Origin of the sequence: Haloferax sp. KTX1 (assembly GCF_902410085.1) — an archaeon.
Classification (GTDB): Archaea; Halobacteriota; Halobacteria; order Halobacteriales; family Haloferacaceae; genus Haloferax; species Haloferax massiliensis.
On record NZ_CABPRH010000005.1, the window covers coordinates 244474 to 261210 of the forward strand.

Genomic DNA, 16737 nt, shown 5'->3' on the forward strand with positions numbered 1-16737 from the left:
CCATGCACGAAAAATCGAAAACCGAGGCGTTGTGGCGATTCGGCGGCTACGGGTTCCTCATCGCGGCCGCGCTGTTCATGATCGTCCCGATATACTGGATCGTTATCGCATCTACTCTGCCTCAGTCGGCGATTCTGTCGAGCAGCGGCGCGCTTCCGCAGCTCCTCCCCGGCGGGCACTTCGTGGAGAACTTTCAGGCGCTGCAGTCGCGTCAGTACGTCAACTTCATGAGCAGTGTCTGGAACAGCATCTTCATCGCAATCGTCTACACGGTCCTCGCGTTGATTCTGTGTTCGATGGCCGGCTTCGCGTTCGCCAAGTACGAGTTCCGATTCAAGAAGTCGATCTTCGCCGGCATTCTGGCGACGCTTATCATCCCGGTCAATCTGTTGGTTATCCCTCTGTTCCTCGTCATGTCGACGGCGAACATGACCAACACGTACGCCGCGGTCATCCTGCCGTGGGCCGCGTACCCGGTTGGGATCTTCTTCATGCGTCAGTCGATGCAAGCGATCCCCGACGCGCTGTTGGAGTCCGCCCGGATGGACGGCGCCTCGGAGTTCCAACTGTTCTACCGCGTTGCGATACCGTCGATGAGGTCGTCGATGGCGGCGCTCGCTGTCATCCTCTTTCTCTTCCAGTGGAACATGTTCCTCTGGCCGCTGGTCGTTCTCGACACGGATAAGTTCACAATTCCGGTAGCGATTACCAAAATCATGGGACAGCAGGTCGTCGCGTTCGACCAACTGATGGTCGCATCGGCGGTCGCAATACTCCCGATGTTCGTGGTGTTCCTCGCGCTTCAGAAGTACTTCGTGCGAGGCATCCTCTCGGGAGCCGTAAAGGAGTAATTCAACATGACACAGATTGACATCGAAGGACTCGTCAAAACGTACGAAGCGAGCGAAGACCACGACGTCGAGGGTAACGAAATCGTCGCCGTCGACCACGTCGACCTCCAGGTTCGAGACGAGGAGTTCCTCGTTCTCGTCGGGCCGTCGGGGTGCGGAAAGACGACCTTGCTCCGCTGTATCGCGGGTCTCGAAAGCATCACCGACGGGGACCTCCGCTTCAACGGCGACCAGGTGAACCACCTGCGAGCGAGCGAACGGGACGTCGCGATGGTGTTCCAGAACTACGCGCTGTACCCGCACATGACCGTCAGGGAGAACCTCGGATTCGGTCTGAAGCTGTCGACGAAACTCCCATCGGACGATATCGACAGGCAAGTCGTCAGCATCGCCGAGCTAATGGGAATCGAGGACCTGCTCCCGAAGAAACCCGGCGAACTCTCGGGCGGGCAACAGCAGCGAGTCGCGCTCGGCAGAGCGATCGTCCGAGAGCCGGAGGTGTTCCTGATGGACGAACCGCTGTCCAATCTCGACGCGAAGCTTCGCTCCGAGATGCGAACGGAGATTCAGGAACTCCAAAACGAACTCGGCGTGACGACCGTCTACGTCACCCACGACCAAACCGAGGCGATGGCGATGGGCGACCGAATCGCCGTCGTGAACGACGGGCGACTCCAACAGGTCGGTGTCCCGGAGGAGCTCTACCGGAATCCGACGAACGAGTTCGTCGCGGACTTCATCGGAAGCCCGAGCATCAACCTCATCACCATGGACGTCGAAGGCAACCGTCTCGTCTCCGAGTTCGGCTTCGAGTACGAGTTCTCCGACTATCGGGTCGACGACGTCGCTACGGTGCGGCTCGGAATTCGACCCGAAGACCTCGAAATCGACAGAGGCGGATCCGACGTCGAGATATCCGTCGTCGAAAAGATGGGGAACGAGAACTTCATCTACGGGAAACTCGGCGACAAAGAGATCGTCGCCCGAACCGACGCGTCGGTTCGCCCCGAAACCGGCGACCGCGTCGGAATCAGCTTCCGAGACGAGGCGGCCTACCTCTTCGACGCGGAGTCCGGATCGGCGCTCAAGACGAAAACAGACACCCTCAACGCCCCACAGACGCAGTTGTGACGCAGTTCCCCGCGTGAACGCGCGAGGAACACCCACGTCGGTCGAACAGGTGAACGGCGGCCGTGCCGACAAACCGCTACCAGAGCACCGCCACCACGCGAGACCGCACGCACCTGTTGGCTCTCTCCGCACAGCTCGCGTCGTCATCTCAGGCACACCGACGTCGCCGACGGCAAGTCTAGCAACGCCTCGCGCGCTAACGGCCGATTCTCCCCACGCTGGGCGGGAGACGAGGACTTGCCGCCGAAATCCGCCCCACCAACAAAAACAATAAATAGTGAGGGTTGGTATCGTTAATCACGGTGACAGAAACCATGTGGATACGGACAGGCTTGACTATCCGTGACGATGAGCACAGTGATACACGCGACCGCCGGCCGAGGAGAGGCCGATGAGTCGGGACGACACCTCCGACAGTTCCGACGGCGACGACTCCTCGTCGACTAAGTCGGCGGTGACGCGACGGCGACTCATGCAGGTGACCGGCGGGTCGCTCCTCGGCGGTGCGTTGTTCGGTCACGAGACGTCCACGGCCCGCGCAGAACCGTACGATGGGGTCGATCCGACGCCCGGGAACATTAATTGGAGCACGTATATCGAGACACCCGGCGTCGTCGGCGAGTACACCGAACCGCCGCACGTCGCGACGACGATGCCCTACGGGTCGCTGTCCGCGGCGCGAGCCGCCGAGCGCGACCGCGACTTCCTGACCGACCAATGGCTCGAATCGCAGTACGTCACATCGCTCGACGGCCCGTGGCAGTTCGACTTCGCCACCGACCTCGGTGGTGCGACGACGGACACGTCGAACTACGCGAACTGGGACACCGTCTACGTTCCCCACACATGGAACACGGACGGGTACGGCGATCTGGGATTCTACAATCAGGCGGTCGGTTTCTCGCCGAACGACCCGCCGAACGTCCCGAGTACCGACAACAGCGTCGGGACGTACAAACGGGAGTTCACCGTTCCGGACGGCTGGACCCAAGGTCGGCAAACGTATCTCAACGTCGGCGGTGCGAAAGCCGGGTACTTCGTCTGGGTCAACGACGCGTACGTTGGCTACAAGCAGGGGTCGATGACGCCCGGAGAGTTCAACGTCACCGACGTCGTCACCGAGGGCTCGACGAACACCGTCACAATTCAGGTCGTCCGCTGGACCGACGGGACGTATCTCGAACAACAACATATGTGGCGGTTAGCCGGCATCTTCCGGGACGTGCTTCTGTACTCGAAACCCGACGTACACGTCCAGGACTTCGATGCGGTCGCGGACCTCGATTCGGCCTACACGGACGGAACGCTGGAAGTCGACGCCGCCCTCGCCAACCACACGAGCAGTCAGCAGTCCGCGACCGTGCAAGCGACCCTGTACGACCCCGCCGGAATCGAAGTCGGGACGACTAATCGGAGCGTCACCATCGACGCCGGCGACACCGTTACGATGTCGGACGGCGTGGTCACCGACCACTCGACGGAGAACAACGGTGGCACCGTCATCGGCGACCCGTCCTACGTGAGTGGGTCCAGCGGACGGGCGCTCGATTTCGACGGGAGCGACGACTGGGTCGACGTCGGGTCCCACCCGAGCCTCGACCTCTCGGACGCGTTGACGCTGGAAGCCGTCGTCTACGGCGAGTCGCTCACCGGCGAACAGCCGATGATTGTCAAGGGAGACACGTCCTACGGACTGAAGATGAGCGGCGGCGACCTCCAGTTCTTCGTCTACGACGGAAGTTGGAACACGGTCACTGTCGCGCCGCCGAGTGGCTGGTCCGGAAGTTGGCACACGGTGACCGGCATCTACGACGGCTCGTCGCTTCGCCTGTACGTCGACGGCACCGAAATCGGCTCGACTTCGTTCTCGGGGGCGGTCTCGACGAACGGTTACCGCCTCGGTATCGGCCACAACGCCGAGGCTCGGAGCCGCTACTTTGGTGGCTGCCTCGACTCGGTACGCGTGTACGACCGCGCGCTCTCGTCGTCGGAAGTGAACGCCTCCCGAACCGGCCCCGACAGTTCGACGCGACTGTGGCTCGACTTCGAACAGACGGGCCCGCCGCTGTCGATGTCGGTCTCCAACGTCGACGCGTGGACCGCTGAGACGCCCGCCCTGTACACGCTCGGCATCGAACTCATCCCGAGCGGGGCTTCCTCGGCTACCGAAGCGATGGTGGAGAAAATCGGCTTCCGAACCATCGAGGTCGTTTCGACCTCCGACGGAGCGGCGGAGAAAATCACCGTCAACGGCGAGGCGGTGACGCTCGCCGGGACGAACCGTCACGACTACAGCCTCGACCACGGGCGACACGTGCCGACCGAGCGGATGCGAAAGGAGATCGAACTCGCGAAGCGGAACAACGCCAACGCGATCCGCTGTTCGCACTACCCCAACCGCCCCGACTTCTACCGACTGTGCGACGAGTACGGAATCTATCTGCAAGACGAGCTCAACGCCGAGGCCCACGGCAACCAGTCGCTCGTCAACGACTTCCCCTCGTACGACCCGTCCTTCCTCGACCGGTTCAAGCGGATGGTCGTGCGCGATAAGAACTTCGCCTCGATAACCGTCTGGTCGACCGGAAACGAGGCCGGTCTGGGGGAGGCGCATCGAAAGATGGCCGACTGGGTGCGCAGCGCGGACCCGACTCGGCTCGTCGGCCATCAGGATAACGCCGGGGGCTACGGGAGCGGTTTCGGTGGTACCGCTTCCTTCGCGGATATCAACGGCATCCGGTACCCCTTCCCAGGCACCATCGAGAGCATGGCGGGCGACTCCAGCGTGACGAAACCGGTGGTCATGGGCGAATATCAGATTATGTCCGGCAACGGCGGGGGACTCCTGACCGACTTCTACGACGTCATCCACGCCCACGAGCAGTTACAGGGCGGCTATATCTGGATGTGGAATCAACACCAACTCAACGCGACGGAGGACCCGCTCGACGGGAATCTGTTGAGCGAGGACCACAGACGCGCGGCTATCGACGACCGCTCCATCGCGGGCCACACCGCGCTGGTTAACGGCTCGCCGAACGAGGTGTCCGGCGAGAGCGGGTCGGCGCTCGAACTCGACGGGACCGCCGACTGGGTCGACGCCAACCACGACGACAGAATCGACATTACGGGCGAACTGACCGTCGAAGCGGTCGTCTACGGCGACGGTGGACTCGCCGGTGAACAGCCGTTCGTCGTCAAGGGCGACACCCAGTACGGACTGAAGATGAGCGACGGCGACCTGCAGTTTTTCGTCTCCGACGGCTCGAATCAGCAGACTGCGAGCGCCGCTCCCCCGAGCGGCTGGGACGGGAGCTGGCACACGCTCTCGGGCGTCTACGACGGGTCGGCCGTCCGGCTGTACGTCGATGGGGCCGAAATCGCGTCCACGCCCTTCTCGGGGGCGATAAACAGCAACCGATACCGGGTCGGAATCGGTCACAACACCGAGACGGCGGAGCGCTATGCGAACGTTCGGGTCGATTCCGTTCGCATCTTCGAGCGGGCGCTCTCGTCGAGCGAGGTTGGCTCGCTTTCCTCGCCGGACGACTCCTGTCGCCTCTGGCTCGACTTCGAACTCAAAGAGCACCACTGGGGCGACCCGCCCCAGCCGACGGCGACGGTAATCGACCACCGGCACACGATGCCCCAACTCGACGTGATGAAGAAGGCCCAGCAGTTCGTTCGCTTCGAGGCGAACGACCTGCCGAACGGCGACGTCGACGTCACGAACGTCTACGACTTCACGAACACGAGTCAGTTCGACTTCGACTGGGAACTCAAAGAGGACGACACGGTCATCCAGAGCGGGACGTTGAACCCGAGCATCGCTCCCGGCGAGACGCAGACGGTCAGCCTCGGGTACTCACAACCGTCGCTACAGGCCGGCTCCGAGTACTTCTTGGACATCAGCGTGACGCTCGCGTCTGACACGTCGTGGGCCGACGCCGGCTACGAAATCGCGTTCGAACAGTTCGTCGCCCCGTGGGACGCCCCGGACGCCCCGCAGGCGAGCCTCTCGGATATGAGCGGCGTCGGCTACTCGACGAGCGGGTCGGAAGTCACCGTCTCCGGGTCGGACTTCACGTACGTCTTCGATACGAGCGCCGGGCAGTTCACGTCGTTCCAGCGTCACGGAGAGGAACTGCTGAACGCCGGCCCGCAACTCAGCGCGTGGCGCGAACCGGTCCACAACGAGTCCGCCGGGTGGGGCGGAGCCGAGGCCGACGAGTGGACGTCGGCGGGGCTAGACGCGCTGACGGCGACGGTTGACGCTAGTAGCGTCTCACAGCCGGATTCGTCGTCGGTCCGCATCGAAGTCGAAACGACCGACTCCGCGAGCGGTCACAGCGAGGCTTTCACCACCGGCTACACCTACGACGTCCTCGGCAGCGGCGACGTGGTCGTGCAGGTCGAAGTGACGCCCAACACGGACATGCAGAACGCCATCACCGAGTACCTGCCGAAGTACGGCCTCCAACTCCGGATGCCGGCGGACTTCGATACCTTCGAGTGGTTCGGTCGCGGCCCCGGGGAGACCTATCCGGACCGGAAATGGAACGAGCGTATCGGGCGGTACAGCGGGTCCGTCTCCGACCAGTTCGTCGGGTACGTCCCTCCGGGCGACTACGGCAACAAGTGCGACACGCGCTACGCCGCGTTGACCAACGACAGCGGCGTCGGCCTGTTGGTCCACGGCTTGCCGTCGACGGAGACGATGAACGCCAGCGTCCAAGCGTTCACCAACATGAGTGACGCCGAACGCGTCAGCGACCTCCAGTTCGCCGACGGCATCGTCTTCAACGTCGACTACGCCGTCAGCGGCGTCGGTGGGATGCCCCGGAACACGCTTTCTGCGTACAGCGTCGACCCCATCAGTGAGCAGTTCACCTACGCGTTCCGCCCGTTCGACGCAAGCAGCGACGACCCGCTCTCGCTGAGTCGGCGTGACCTCCCGTACGCCGGTCAATCGGGTTCGGGCCCCATCACCGAGGGGACGTACTACGTCGAGAACGTCAACAGCGGAAAGGCGATGGACATCGCGAACAGTTCGACGGCCGACGGTGGGAACGTCCAGCAGTACGGTTACTGGGGCGGTTCGAACCAGCAGTGGGACGCTGTCCGAAACGGGGACGGTACCTACCGCTTCGAGAACGTCAACAGCGGAAAGGTGCTGTCGGTCGATACCGGGTCGACCAGTGAGGGGGCGACACTCGTCCAGTGGACGTGGAACGGAAACGACGAACAGCGATGGACCGTCATCGAAAACAGCGACGGCACGTACCGCCTGGAGAACGTCAACTCGGGATACGTCGCCGACGTGAACGCCGCTTCGACCGGCAACGGCGCCGACGTCATCCAGTGGGGATGGGGCGGCGGCGACAACCAGAAGTGGACGTTCAACGCGCCGTAACGGCGAACCGGCGTCCGGTCGGTGCCTCGTCGGGGCACGGTCCGGCCAGTATCCCCCCCGACGTTCGAGAACACACCGGGCGAGAGCCGCGTTGGTGAGTGGTCCCGTGCCGACTCACTCGGACGCGAGTCCGACGCCTCCGGTGGACCCGTCGAGCACCGCGATATCGAACGCGCCGACGGTCGACTCACCGAGCAGGAACTCGGCGGAGTCGGGGACGGTCAACGTCACCGGGTCGCTCGTGAAATTAAGCGCCCACGTGTAGCCGTCGCGCTCCATCACGCGCACGCCGTCCGGGAATCGCTCAGTGTACTCGACGCCGGCGGCGTCCAGTAACTCCGTCACGAGCGCGTCGGCGAGGTCGTCCCCCGGCCAGCAACCGCAGTACGTCACGGTCCCGTTTCCGGCGTCGTTCCGCACGATTGCGGCGTTTCCGGCCGCTTCGCCCGTCCGGTACTCTCCCCGGGGCACCCCGTCTTCGGGAGCGAGCCACGAGGCCCACGTTCGGAACTCGTACGTTGCACCGTCGTAGGAGAGCCGCGTCTCGATGTGGTCGGGAAGCGTTTCGTGACGCGCTACCCGCGCGCCGGCGAGGGAGGTGAGCGGTCCCGGCGCGAGCGACTCGTGAAGCTGGTTGTACGGGTCTTTCTCCCCCGTCCGGGCACCGAGGAGGAGACTGCCGCCCGAATCGACGTAGTCGGTCAGGGCGGTCGACAGCTCGTCGCCGACGAGATACAACGTCGGCGCGACGACCGCGTCGTACCGTTCGAGGCTCGCGTCCGGCGAGACGATGTCGACCTGCACGCCGCGGGCGCGAAGCGCATCGTAGTACGTTCGTAAGTGGTTCCAGTAGTCCCAGTCGGGCGAGAGCGGTTGCGAACGCGTCGCCCACAGGCTCTCGTAGTCGTGGACGAGAGCGACCGACGCATCGACCGAGTCCAACTCGAACAGCTCGTCGGCGGCGGTCGACGCTTCGCGGTACCCGCGGTCCGGGGAGCCGTCCTGCCGTCGAAGCCCGGCGTGGTACTGTTCTTGCCCCTGACGGCAGCGACGCCAGCGGAAGTAGACGACGGCGTCCGCCCCGTGAGCGACGGCGTGGTGGGCCCACAGACGCATCGCCCCGTCGGCCGGCTGCGGCGACTGCGGCGGCCAGTTGATGTCCCCGGGCTGTTGCTCCATCACCCAGAACGGCTTTCCTTTCGCGCCGCGCTGGAGGTCGTGGTTCATGCTCACTTGGTCGGGATTCCCGGCTCGTAGTTCGTCGACTGTCGGCGTGTCCGGCTGTCGGTCCTGTACGAACCCCGTCGGATAGGAGTCCCACGAGAGGAAATCGAGGTCGTCGGCGAGGCGAAAGGCGTCGAGTGAAAAGCCGCCCATGAAGTTGTGCGTGACGAACCACCCGTCGTTCGCTTCGCGGATGAGGTCCGCGTGCAGGCGGTTGTACTCGGCCACGCTGTCGTTACTAAACCGCTCGTAGGCGAGTACCCGCGAGGGGTGGTTGGCGGCCGGTGTCGGTTTTGGGGGGTCGACGCTCTCGAAGTCGTCGTACTGCTGGCTCCAAAACGTCGTTCCCCACGCGTCGTTGAGGTCGGCAACGGTCTCATAGCGGTCGGCGAGCCATTCGCTAAACGCCTCGCTACAGTCCTCGCAGTAGCAGGTAACCGTCTCGTGGCAGCCGAATTCGTTGTCGGTCTGCCACCCGGCGACGTGGGGGTTGTCGGCGTATCGTTCGGTCATCACGCCGACGATGCGTTCGGTCTCGGAACGGTAGGTGGGCGAGTTGAAACAGGTAAACCGACGGCTCCCCCACTCGCGCGGCGTGCCGTCCCTGTCTCGCTGTCGAACGTCGGGATGTTCGTCGACCAGCCATTTCGGCGGCGTCGCTGTCGGCGTGCACAGGACCGCTTTCATCCCGAACTCCCCGATGAGTTCGACGGCCTCGTCTAACCACGCGAAATCGAACGTCCCTCGCTCCGGTTCGATTCGTCCCCACGCGAACTCCCCCATTCGAACGTATTCAATCCCGGCTTCGGCCATCTGACTGATATCGGTCTCCCACCGCTCTCGCGACCAGTGCTCCGGGAAATAGCAGACACCAACTGTCATACCCATTAGTCAAAGTGGTGAGGTATAGTTCTTTCCGGTGTCTGGGCACTGGCTGATACCCACCCGTCGAGTCCTGCGCACCCACTCGCCGTCACAAATTTCGGCCCCATCGCCCGTACTTATGTACCACTGTGAGAGACAGTCGTGCGAACACATGCACGGCTCAACTGTCGGTCCGAACGCCCTCGACACCGAACGCGAGACCCGGTCGCAAACCGCCGAGGGGCGTCGATGACTGCCGAACTCGTCACGTTCGGCGAGACGATGATTCGGCTGAGCCCGCCGGAGGGCGAGCGAATCGAGACCGCCCAGTCCCTCGAATTCCGGACCGCCGGTGCGGAAAGCAACGTCGCGGTCGCCGCCTCCCGCCTCGGCTGCTCCGCCGCGTGGCTCTCGAAGCTTCCAGACTCGCCGCTCGGTCGGCGCGTCACCGCGGAACTCCGGACACACGGCGTCGAGCCGTACGTACGCTGGGACGACGACGCTCGCCACGGAGCGTACTACATCGAACAGGGGCGCTCGCCGCGTCCGACGAACGTCATCTACGACCGCGCCGACGCGGCAGTCACGACCGCGCGACCGGACGAACTCGCCGTCGAAGCCGTGGAGGACGCGGCGGTGTTCTACACGAGCGGCATCACGCCGGCGCTCTCCGAGACGCTTCGGGAGACGACCGGCGAGCTTCTGCAGACGGCGACCGAGGCGGGGACGACGACCGCGTTCGACCTCAACTACCGGTCGAAGCTCTGGTCGCCGTCCGACGCGCGGGACGTGTGCGAATCGCTCTTCCCCGAGGTCGACGTCCTCGTCGCCGCGGAGCGAGACATCCGCACTGTTCTGGGACTCGACGGCGACGCGCCGACGCTCGCATCGGAGTTGGCCGACGACTTCGGTTTCGAGACGGTCGTGGTCACGCGCGGGGAAGACGGCGCGCTCGCACGACACGACGGAACGGTGTACGAGCAACCGGTCTTCGAGACGGACACGGTCGACGCCATCGGGACCGGCGACGCGTTCGTCGGAGCGTTCCTGTCGCGGCTCATCGCGGGCGAATCAGTCGAGACCGCGCTCGCCTACGGTGCGGCGACCGCCGCGCTCAAACGGACGATTCACGGCGACCTCGCGGTCGTGACGCCTGACGAAGTCGAACGCGTCCTCCGCGGGGGCGACGCCGGAATCGACCGATAACTCCTTCCTTCGCCGAGCGTTCCGGATTCGCCGCGCGAACCGCGCCGAGACAGTCAGCTCCGAACTTCCGAGCGGTGGGGTGCGTCAGTCGCGGCGTGCGTTTTCGACCGCTTCGACGAAGGAACGCGCGTTGTTCTCGATGGTCGCGAAGTCACCGCACGAGACGGCGTCGTTGTCTACGATTGCGCTTCCGACCCCGACGGCGGTCGCTCCGGCGTCGAAGAACTCGCCGACGGTATCGAGGTCCACGCCACCCGTCGGAACCGTCGGAATGTGTCCGAGCGGCCCGCCCAGTGCCGAGACGAACTCGGGGCCGAGCGTTCCGGCCGGGAACACCTTCACCATCTCGGCACCGGCCTCGTAGGCGTCGACCGCCTCGGTCGGTGTCGCGATACCGACGATCGAAGGGGCACCGTATCTGTTACCGGTCCGGATGACCCCCTCGTCGAACGTCGGCGTGACCAGGTACTCCGCACCCGCGAGCAGCGCCGCGCGGGCGGTTTCGCCGTCGAGGACGGTCCCTGCGCCGATGGTGATCTCTTCCGCCGTGAACGACGCGGACACGTCGCGGAGCATGTCGAGGACGCCGTCCGTGTTCGCGGTGATCTCGACGGTCGAGACGCCGCCGCGCGCGAGCGCTTCGACGGTTTCGATCGCCGTGTCGGCGTCGGTTCCACGGATGATGGCGATGAGGCCGGTCTCCCGGATGCGGCGTGCTGGGTGTTGGCTCATACTGGCTACTCTCGGACGAGGGGTTTAAACGCGGTGGTCGGCCCGTCCAGAGATACCGTCTCGCCCCGTCGCCGACGCTCAGTCGAGCGTGACCACACGTCCGGACTCGCCTGCCTCGTAGACGGCCTCGATGAGTCGCATATCGAGGACGCCGTGTTCGCCGTCGGGACCGATCGGCGCGTCGGTCAAGATGCGGTCTGCGGCGTAGTCGAACAACTCGGTCATCTGATTGACCTGCGGCGTGTCGAGCGTGACCGAAACGTCGCCGCGCGTCACTCGAATCTCGGTTTCCATGTGGTAGGCCGGTTCGACGAGAATCTCGCCGTTGGTCCCGACGACGCGGAGGCTGGTCGTCGCTTGGGCGTTTTGGCTGGCGGTCGCGGCCAAGTACGTTCCGTCGTCGAACTCCACCATGAACGAGGTGTGCTCGTCGGGCACCCGTTCGAACGCGTCGTGAGCGGATTGCATGAACGCCTGCGCGGCAACCGGGTCGGAATCGAGCAGGAACCGGCAGGTGTTGAGCGGATAGATGCCGATGTCCGTGACGGTCGCCCCCGGTCCCGCCAGTTCGGGGTCGAGCCGCCATTGGTTCGGGTCGGAACTCAGTTCGAGCATCGCTTGCGAGTTCGTCCCGATCGCGTGGACCGGGTCGCCGATGACGCCGTCTCGAATCAGCTTTCGCGCGCGTCGAATCGCGGGTTCGGTGTGCATCCGGTAGCCGACGATAAGCGGAACGCCCGCCTCGTCACACGCATCGACCATCTTCTGCCCGCGTTCGCTACTCGCTTCGATCGGCTTCTCGCAGAGGACTGCCTTGCCCAACTCGGCGGCCGTGCGCGCGTACGGGAGATGAAGCGCGTTGGGCGAGCAGATGTATACCGCGTCGTAGGCGTCGGCGGCTTCGCCGGCGTGGAACTCGTCGTACGAGAGACCGTGTGTCGCCGTTTCGACGCCGGCCGCGACCCGCTTTGCTTTCTCCGAGGTGCTACTGACGGCGACGGTCGTCTCGCACAACTCGGACGCGTCGATCGCCGGAATCGCTTGGTCGACGGTCCACCACCCGAGCCCGATGACTGCGATGCGGACCGTCCCGTCGGAAACCCGCTGCCAGTTACGGCGCTCGAAATCGTCGAGGAACGCTTCTAACGACATACGAGTCCCACAAGATGGACGAGCGGTATAATATCGAGGGTTCGGGAGCCGTCAGCGAGGTCACGGTCCGAGAGAAAGACTTTTTCGAGGTACACCCCAACGTACGCGTAACGAACCATGAGCAAGATTTCGGAGTATGAGCTGTTCGAGGTGCCGCCGCGATGGCTGTTTCTCAAGCTGGAGACGACCGACGGCGTCGTCGGCTGGGGTGAACCAGTCGTAGAGGGGCGCGCTCACAGCGTCAGGGCCGCCGTCGAGGAACTAATGGACAACTACATCCTTGGAACGGACCCTGCGGCGATAGAAGACCACTGGCAAGCGATGTACCGGGGCGGCTTCTATCGCGGCGGTCCGGTGTTGATGAGCGCGATTGCGGGCATCGACCAGGCGCTGTGGGACATCAAAGGGAAACGCTTCGGAGCCCCGGTTCACGAACTGCTCGGCGGTGCGACGCGGGACCGGATGCGCGTCTATCAGTGGATCGGTGGGGACCGCCCCTCGGAGGTCGCCGAACAGGCCGAACTGAAAGTCGAGGCGGGGCTGACCGCCGTGAAGATGAACGCCACGGCGGAGCTTGAACGGATTGACACGCCCGCGTCGGTCCAAGCGGCGGTCAATCGACTCGAAGAGGTCAGGGAGGCCGTTGGCCCCGAAATCGACATCGGCGTCGACTTCCACGGGCGCGTCTCGAAGCCCATGGCGAAGCGACTGGCGAAGGCGCTCGAACCGTACGAGCCGATGTTCATCGAAGAGCCCGTCCTCCCCGAACACAACGACGTGCTCCCGGAAATCGCACAGCACACGACGATTCCCATCGCGACGGGCGAGCGAATGTACTCGCGCTGGGATTTCAAGCAGGTGTTCGAGAACGGCGCGGTCGATCTGATTCAGCCGGACCTCAGCCACGCGGGTGGCATTACCGAAGTCAAGAAGATCGCAGCGATGGCCGAGGCGTACGACGTCGCGCTCGCCCCGCACTGTCCGCTCGGGCCGATTGCGCTCGCCTCGTGTCTCCAAGTGGACACCTGTTCCCCCAACGCGCTCATCCAAGAACAGAGCCTCAACATCCACTACAACCAGCGGAACGACGTGCTCGACTATCTCGAAGACAAGAGCGCGTTCGAGTACGAAGACGGCTACGTCGCGGTTCCCGACGAACCCGGGCTCGGAATACAGATGGACGAACAGTACATCCGAAAGCAGGCCGAACGCCCGGTCAACTGGCACAACCCCGTGTGGCGTCACGAAGACGGCAGCGTCGCCGAGTGGTGACCGGCCGCCGCGAATCGTTCACTAACCGTTAACAACTTATTTGTACGTCCGTCGAGTGTCGGAGGGTATGCCCACCGCAGACGACTACGGAATCAAGGCGACGATGACGAGCCATCGAATCCTCGATACGATACGGAGTCGTGACCGGCCGACGTTGACGGAGATCGCTCGGGCACTCGACCTCTCGAAACCGGCGGTCCACAAGCACCTCGCGACGCTCGAAACACTCGGCTACGTCATGCGACGTGACGAGGGGTACGAAATCGGACTCGAACTCGTGAGTTTCGGCGTCTACGCGAGGCGACGACAGCGGATATACGAGGTCGCGCGGTCACAGGTGGTCGAACTGGCCAACACCATGCGAGAGCAGGTCTGTCTGGTCGTTCCGGGACAGGGTAGTGAGTGGAACTGCTTCTACATGTTCACGGCCGTGCCGGCGGATTTAGACACCCCGGACCAGGAAGGAGAGATACGACCATTGCACGCGACGGCGGCCGGGAAGGTAATTCTCGCCAATATGGACAAAGACGAGGTCGCGGAGTTTCTCGACCACGACTCGCTCTCCTCGGAGACTGCGAATACGATCACCGAGCGCAACGAACTGAAGTCCAAACTCCAAGCGATTCGCGACCAAGGAGTCGCATACGACAGACAGGAGCAATCGGATGACTATCGGGGCGTCGCCGCACCGGTCCTCGACGACGATGGTCGCCCGCTGGGCGCAATCGAAGTCCTCGGCCCTCCCCCGAGAATGAGTGGAAAGCGTCTCGAAGAGGACACCGTCGGCTTGGTCGTCAGCGGAGCGAAGAACGTAGAGAATAAACTCTCGATCGACTGACTGGGTTTCCTATTAGTTAACAGCCCCGGCGTGAGAGGTAGAAATACGGATACGGAAACTCGGATGTATGTTCATGACGTTTGTGATGGTCAAGATGGTGGATAGATAGTTTCGTCGTAGTCCGAGAGGGTGTTTTCTAACCGTGAACAATACTGAACGATTCGTATATTTGGTTCTGTGGGTTGCTCGGTGGCAGAACAGCGACCCGATTACGATCCTAGGACTGTAAACTACCATATCGCGAATTCAATATCGAACTCGTGACTCGGGCGGGTAATCTCGACAGGTCGTTTGATGGTTTGTATTGTAGGCTCTATACAATTTTCCATCCCCACGCGTGACTATCAGCTTACGGTTGTAGAACTGGCTGACTCGCATGTGGCGAGTGTGAGACCGCGTTTCGATGAGCTTTCGCTCGACGGACCGAGCGTGCCGACCACTCCAAATCGAGAGTTAGCGGCCGACCAGCGCATTATCTCGGAAAATCACCTCGTTTGAGAAGTCGTGTTTCTCCGGGAATCGGTGAGAACTGGAGCAGTCTACCGGTTCCCTCCCGTCAAAACGATTCACCGTCAAACGTCAGTTCCACGCCGTGTGTAATTGTATATATACTGCAATATATTGGCGTGAAAACGTGCCGATCTCCCCGGTATTGACGATATATGTTCACCGTGTGTGTTCAATGGGTGTATTCATTAATTAACACAATGGGTTGAGTCTCATAGTGAACACAATGGTGGTATGTACAGAAGATTCAAGGTGGGCGTTCTTCATGAGACAGTATGCTCACGTACTCGACCTACAGCGAGGCGGGCGGGGTTGGGAAGACGACCACCGCAGCGAATCTGGCGGTCGCGCACGCTCGGGCGGGGCTGAAACCGCTCGTCGTTCCGCTCGACCCGCAGGACGGCGACCTCTCGCGTCTGTTCGGCGTCGACGACCAGCGGACGGATTCAGTCGATAACATCGTCCGGCATATGATTCGCCGCCCCAACGGCGACTTTGAGAATCTCATTCGGACCGTCGAGGGTGTCGACGTCGTTCCCGAGCACAATATGCTCTCAGATTTGGCCGACTTTCTCCAGCGAGAGAAAGATCAAGCCGAAGCCATGGGCGAAGCGTTCGGGATGCACGCACAGCTACTTCGCGTGCTTCGCGAGGCCGGCGTCCCGGAGGAGTACGACGTACTGATCTGTGACCCGCCAGCGACTGAAGGCCCGCATCTCTACAACGCGATTCATGCAACGCGGTCGCTTGTCATCCCCGTCGAGCCGAGCGCAAAGGGCCGTGCAGCAGTCGAAGGACTCGAAGCTCTCGTCGCGGGCTTCGAAGACCAACTCGAAATCGACGTCGGTGTGCTTGCCGCCGTGCCGACGGGATTCAAAAACACGCGTGACCAACGGCAGGTGCTGACTGAAATCGACTATCCGATTCCGGAAATCATCAGCGAGCGTGCCTCCCTCATGGAAGGCTGTTGGATGGAGCAATGTTCGGCGTTCAAGTACGTTCGCGAGCATCGCGACCGCCGCCGTGACTACGAAATCGAGACGCTCGCCCAGTTCGACCGCATCGCGAGGCATCTCGAAGAACAGGTCGGCATCGACGCGCCGAACCCTCCGGAACCCGGTGACGTCGACCACGAGGTGATGACGGTATGACTGGCATGAAGAAAGGAGCTGGTGAAAACCCGTTCGCGGACGATTCGTCACCTGAATCGGCGACCGAGGCTGAGGAACCAGCCCCCGAACAGGCCGATGAGGGGGATTCGAACCAAGCCGAGGGTGCAGACGCAAACCAGTCTCGCCAGCAGGTCCAAATACCGTACAAATTCCGCCGCGATGGCGTCCAAGACGGCCGTGACCGGGTTCCGCTGTTCTTGCAGAAGGAGACGAAAGTCGCGGAGCGAGACGCCCTCCGAGAGTTCGAAGATAGGTTCGAAGAGAACGTCTCGCTCACCGACCTCCGTGAAGCGCTCGTGAAGGTCGGCTTGCAGCACCTCGACGAAACGGAAGAGTGCCTCGAAGAGTGGGGCTACGGGATGACCTTCGACTAGC

Annotated in this window: 11 protein-coding genes; 8 read left to right on the forward strand and 3 right to left on the reverse strand. The window is 63.0% G+C overall.

All coding sequences use genetic code 11. From position 1 onward, the window contains the following. The first annotated feature begins 2 nt into the window (after positions 1-2). From FY251_RS10780 to FY251_RS10790, 3 genes are all read left to right on the forward strand, one after another. Positions 3-851, forward strand: coding sequence for a carbohydrate ABC transporter permease (locus FY251_RS10780; protein ID WP_089780582.1), 849 nt, complete (start codon positions 3-5; stop codon positions 849-851). A 6-nt stretch (positions 852-857) separates the two neighbouring features. After that, positions 858-1982, forward strand: coding sequence for an ABC transporter ATP-binding protein (locus FY251_RS10785; protein ID WP_148414743.1), 1125 nt, complete (start codon positions 858-860; stop codon positions 1980-1982). A 391-nt stretch (positions 1983-2373) separates the two neighbouring features. After that, positions 2374-7395: a glycoside hydrolase family 2 TIM barrel-domain containing protein gene (locus FY251_RS10790; protein ID WP_148414744.1), complete on the forward strand. Its 5022-nt coding sequence runs from the start codon at positions 2374-2376 to the stop codon at positions 7393-7395. Between the two features lie 114 nt (positions 7396-7509). Here FY251_RS10790 and FY251_RS10795 read toward each other — a convergent pair whose 3' ends face one another. Further along, positions 7510-9501 (reverse strand): beta-galactosidase, encoded by a 1992-nt coding sequence (locus FY251_RS10795; RefSeq protein ID WP_148414746.1) that lies wholly within the window; start codon positions 9499-9501, stop codon positions 7510-7512. A gap of 231 nt (positions 9502-9732) precedes the next feature. Between FY251_RS10795 and kdgK2 the strand changes: the two genes are divergently transcribed. Continuing rightward, entirely contained in the window at positions 9733-10689 is a 957-nt protein-coding gene (kdgK2, locus tag FY251_RS10800) for a 2-dehydro-3-deoxygalactonokinase KdgK2 (protein WP_148414749.1), read from the forward strand. Between the two features lie 84 nt (positions 10690-10773). Here kdgK2 and FY251_RS10805 read toward each other — a convergent pair whose 3' ends face one another. Continuing rightward, the gene (locus FY251_RS10805) at positions 10774-11421 is read right to left on the reverse strand and encodes a bifunctional 4-hydroxy-2-oxoglutarate aldolase/2-dehydro-3-deoxy-phosphogluconate aldolase (protein ID WP_148414751.1); all 648 of its coding nucleotides are present in this window, start codon (positions 11419-11421) and stop codon (positions 10774-10776) included. Positions 11422-11499: 78 nt separating this feature from the next. Further along, a complete protein-coding gene (gfo6, locus tag FY251_RS10810) occupies positions 11500-12573 on the reverse strand; it encodes a D-xylose 1-dehydrogenase Gfo6 (RefSeq protein WP_148414753.1) in 1074 nt (357 codons plus the stop codon). 117 nt (positions 12574-12690) lie between these two features. On the opposite strand from gfo6, the gene dgoD reads away from it, so the two are divergent. From dgoD to FY251_RS10830, 4 genes are all read left to right on the forward strand, one after another. Further along, the gene (gene dgoD / locus FY251_RS10815; RefSeq protein ID WP_042661890.1) at positions 12691-13845 is read left to right on the forward strand and encodes a galactonate dehydratase; all 1155 of its coding nucleotides are present in this window, start codon (positions 12691-12693) and stop codon (positions 13843-13845) included. A 67-nt stretch (positions 13846-13912) separates the two neighbouring features. Further along, a complete protein-coding gene (locus tag FY251_RS10820) occupies positions 13913-14683 on the forward strand; it encodes an IclR family transcriptional regulator (RefSeq protein ID WP_148414755.1) in 771 nt (256 codons plus the stop codon). A 782-nt stretch (positions 14684-15465) separates the two neighbouring features. Further along, complete coding sequence (locus FY251_RS10825) at positions 15466-16341, forward strand: ParA family protein (protein WP_148414757.1); 876 nt, start codon at positions 15466-15468, stop codon at positions 16339-16341. Then, positions 16338-16736, forward strand: a complete 399-nt coding sequence (locus tag FY251_RS10830; RefSeq protein ID WP_148414528.1) for a hypothetical protein — start codon at positions 16338-16340, stop codon at positions 16734-16736. Before FY251_RS10825 ends, FY251_RS10830 begins: the two co-directional genes overlap by 4 nt. Position 16737: the final 1 nt, after the last annotated feature.

Coding starts and splice junctions, on each gene's coding strand:
- FY251_RS10780 (WP_089780582.1), top strand. CDS start 3: ATGCACGAAAAATCGAAAACCGAGGCGTTGTGGCGATTCGGCGGCTAC.
- FY251_RS10785 (WP_148414743.1), top strand. CDS start 858: ATGACACAGATTGACATCGAAGGACTCGTCAAAACGTACGAAGCGAGC.
- FY251_RS10790 (WP_148414744.1), top strand. CDS start 2,374: ATGAGTCGGGACGACACCTCCGACAGTTCCGACGGCGACGACTCCTCG.
- FY251_RS10795 (WP_148414746.1), bottom strand. CDS start 9,501: ATGACAGTTGGTGTCTGCTATTTCCCGGAGCACTGGTCGCGAGAGCGG.
- kdgK2 (WP_148414749.1), top strand. CDS start 9,733: ATGACTGCCGAACTCGTCACGTTCGGCGAGACGATGATTCGGCTGAGC.
- FY251_RS10805 (WP_148414751.1), bottom strand. CDS start 11,421: ATGAGCCAACACCCAGCACGCCGCATCCGGGAGACCGGCCTCATCGCC.
- gfo6 (WP_148414753.1), bottom strand. CDS start 12,573: ATGTCGTTAGAAGCGTTCCTCGACGATTTCGAGCGCCGTAACTGGCAG.
- dgoD (WP_042661890.1), top strand. CDS start 12,691: ATGAGCAAGATTTCGGAGTATGAGCTGTTCGAGGTGCCGCCGCGATGG.
- FY251_RS10820 (WP_148414755.1), top strand. CDS start 13,913: ATGCCCACCGCAGACGACTACGGAATCAAGGCGACGATGACGAGCCAT.
- FY251_RS10825 (WP_148414757.1), top strand. CDS start 15,466: ATGCTCACGTACTCGACCTACAGCGAGGCGGGCGGGGTTGGGAAGACG.
- FY251_RS10830 (WP_148414528.1), top strand. CDS start 16,338: ATGACTGGCATGAAGAAAGGAGCTGGTGAAAACCCGTTCGCGGACGAT.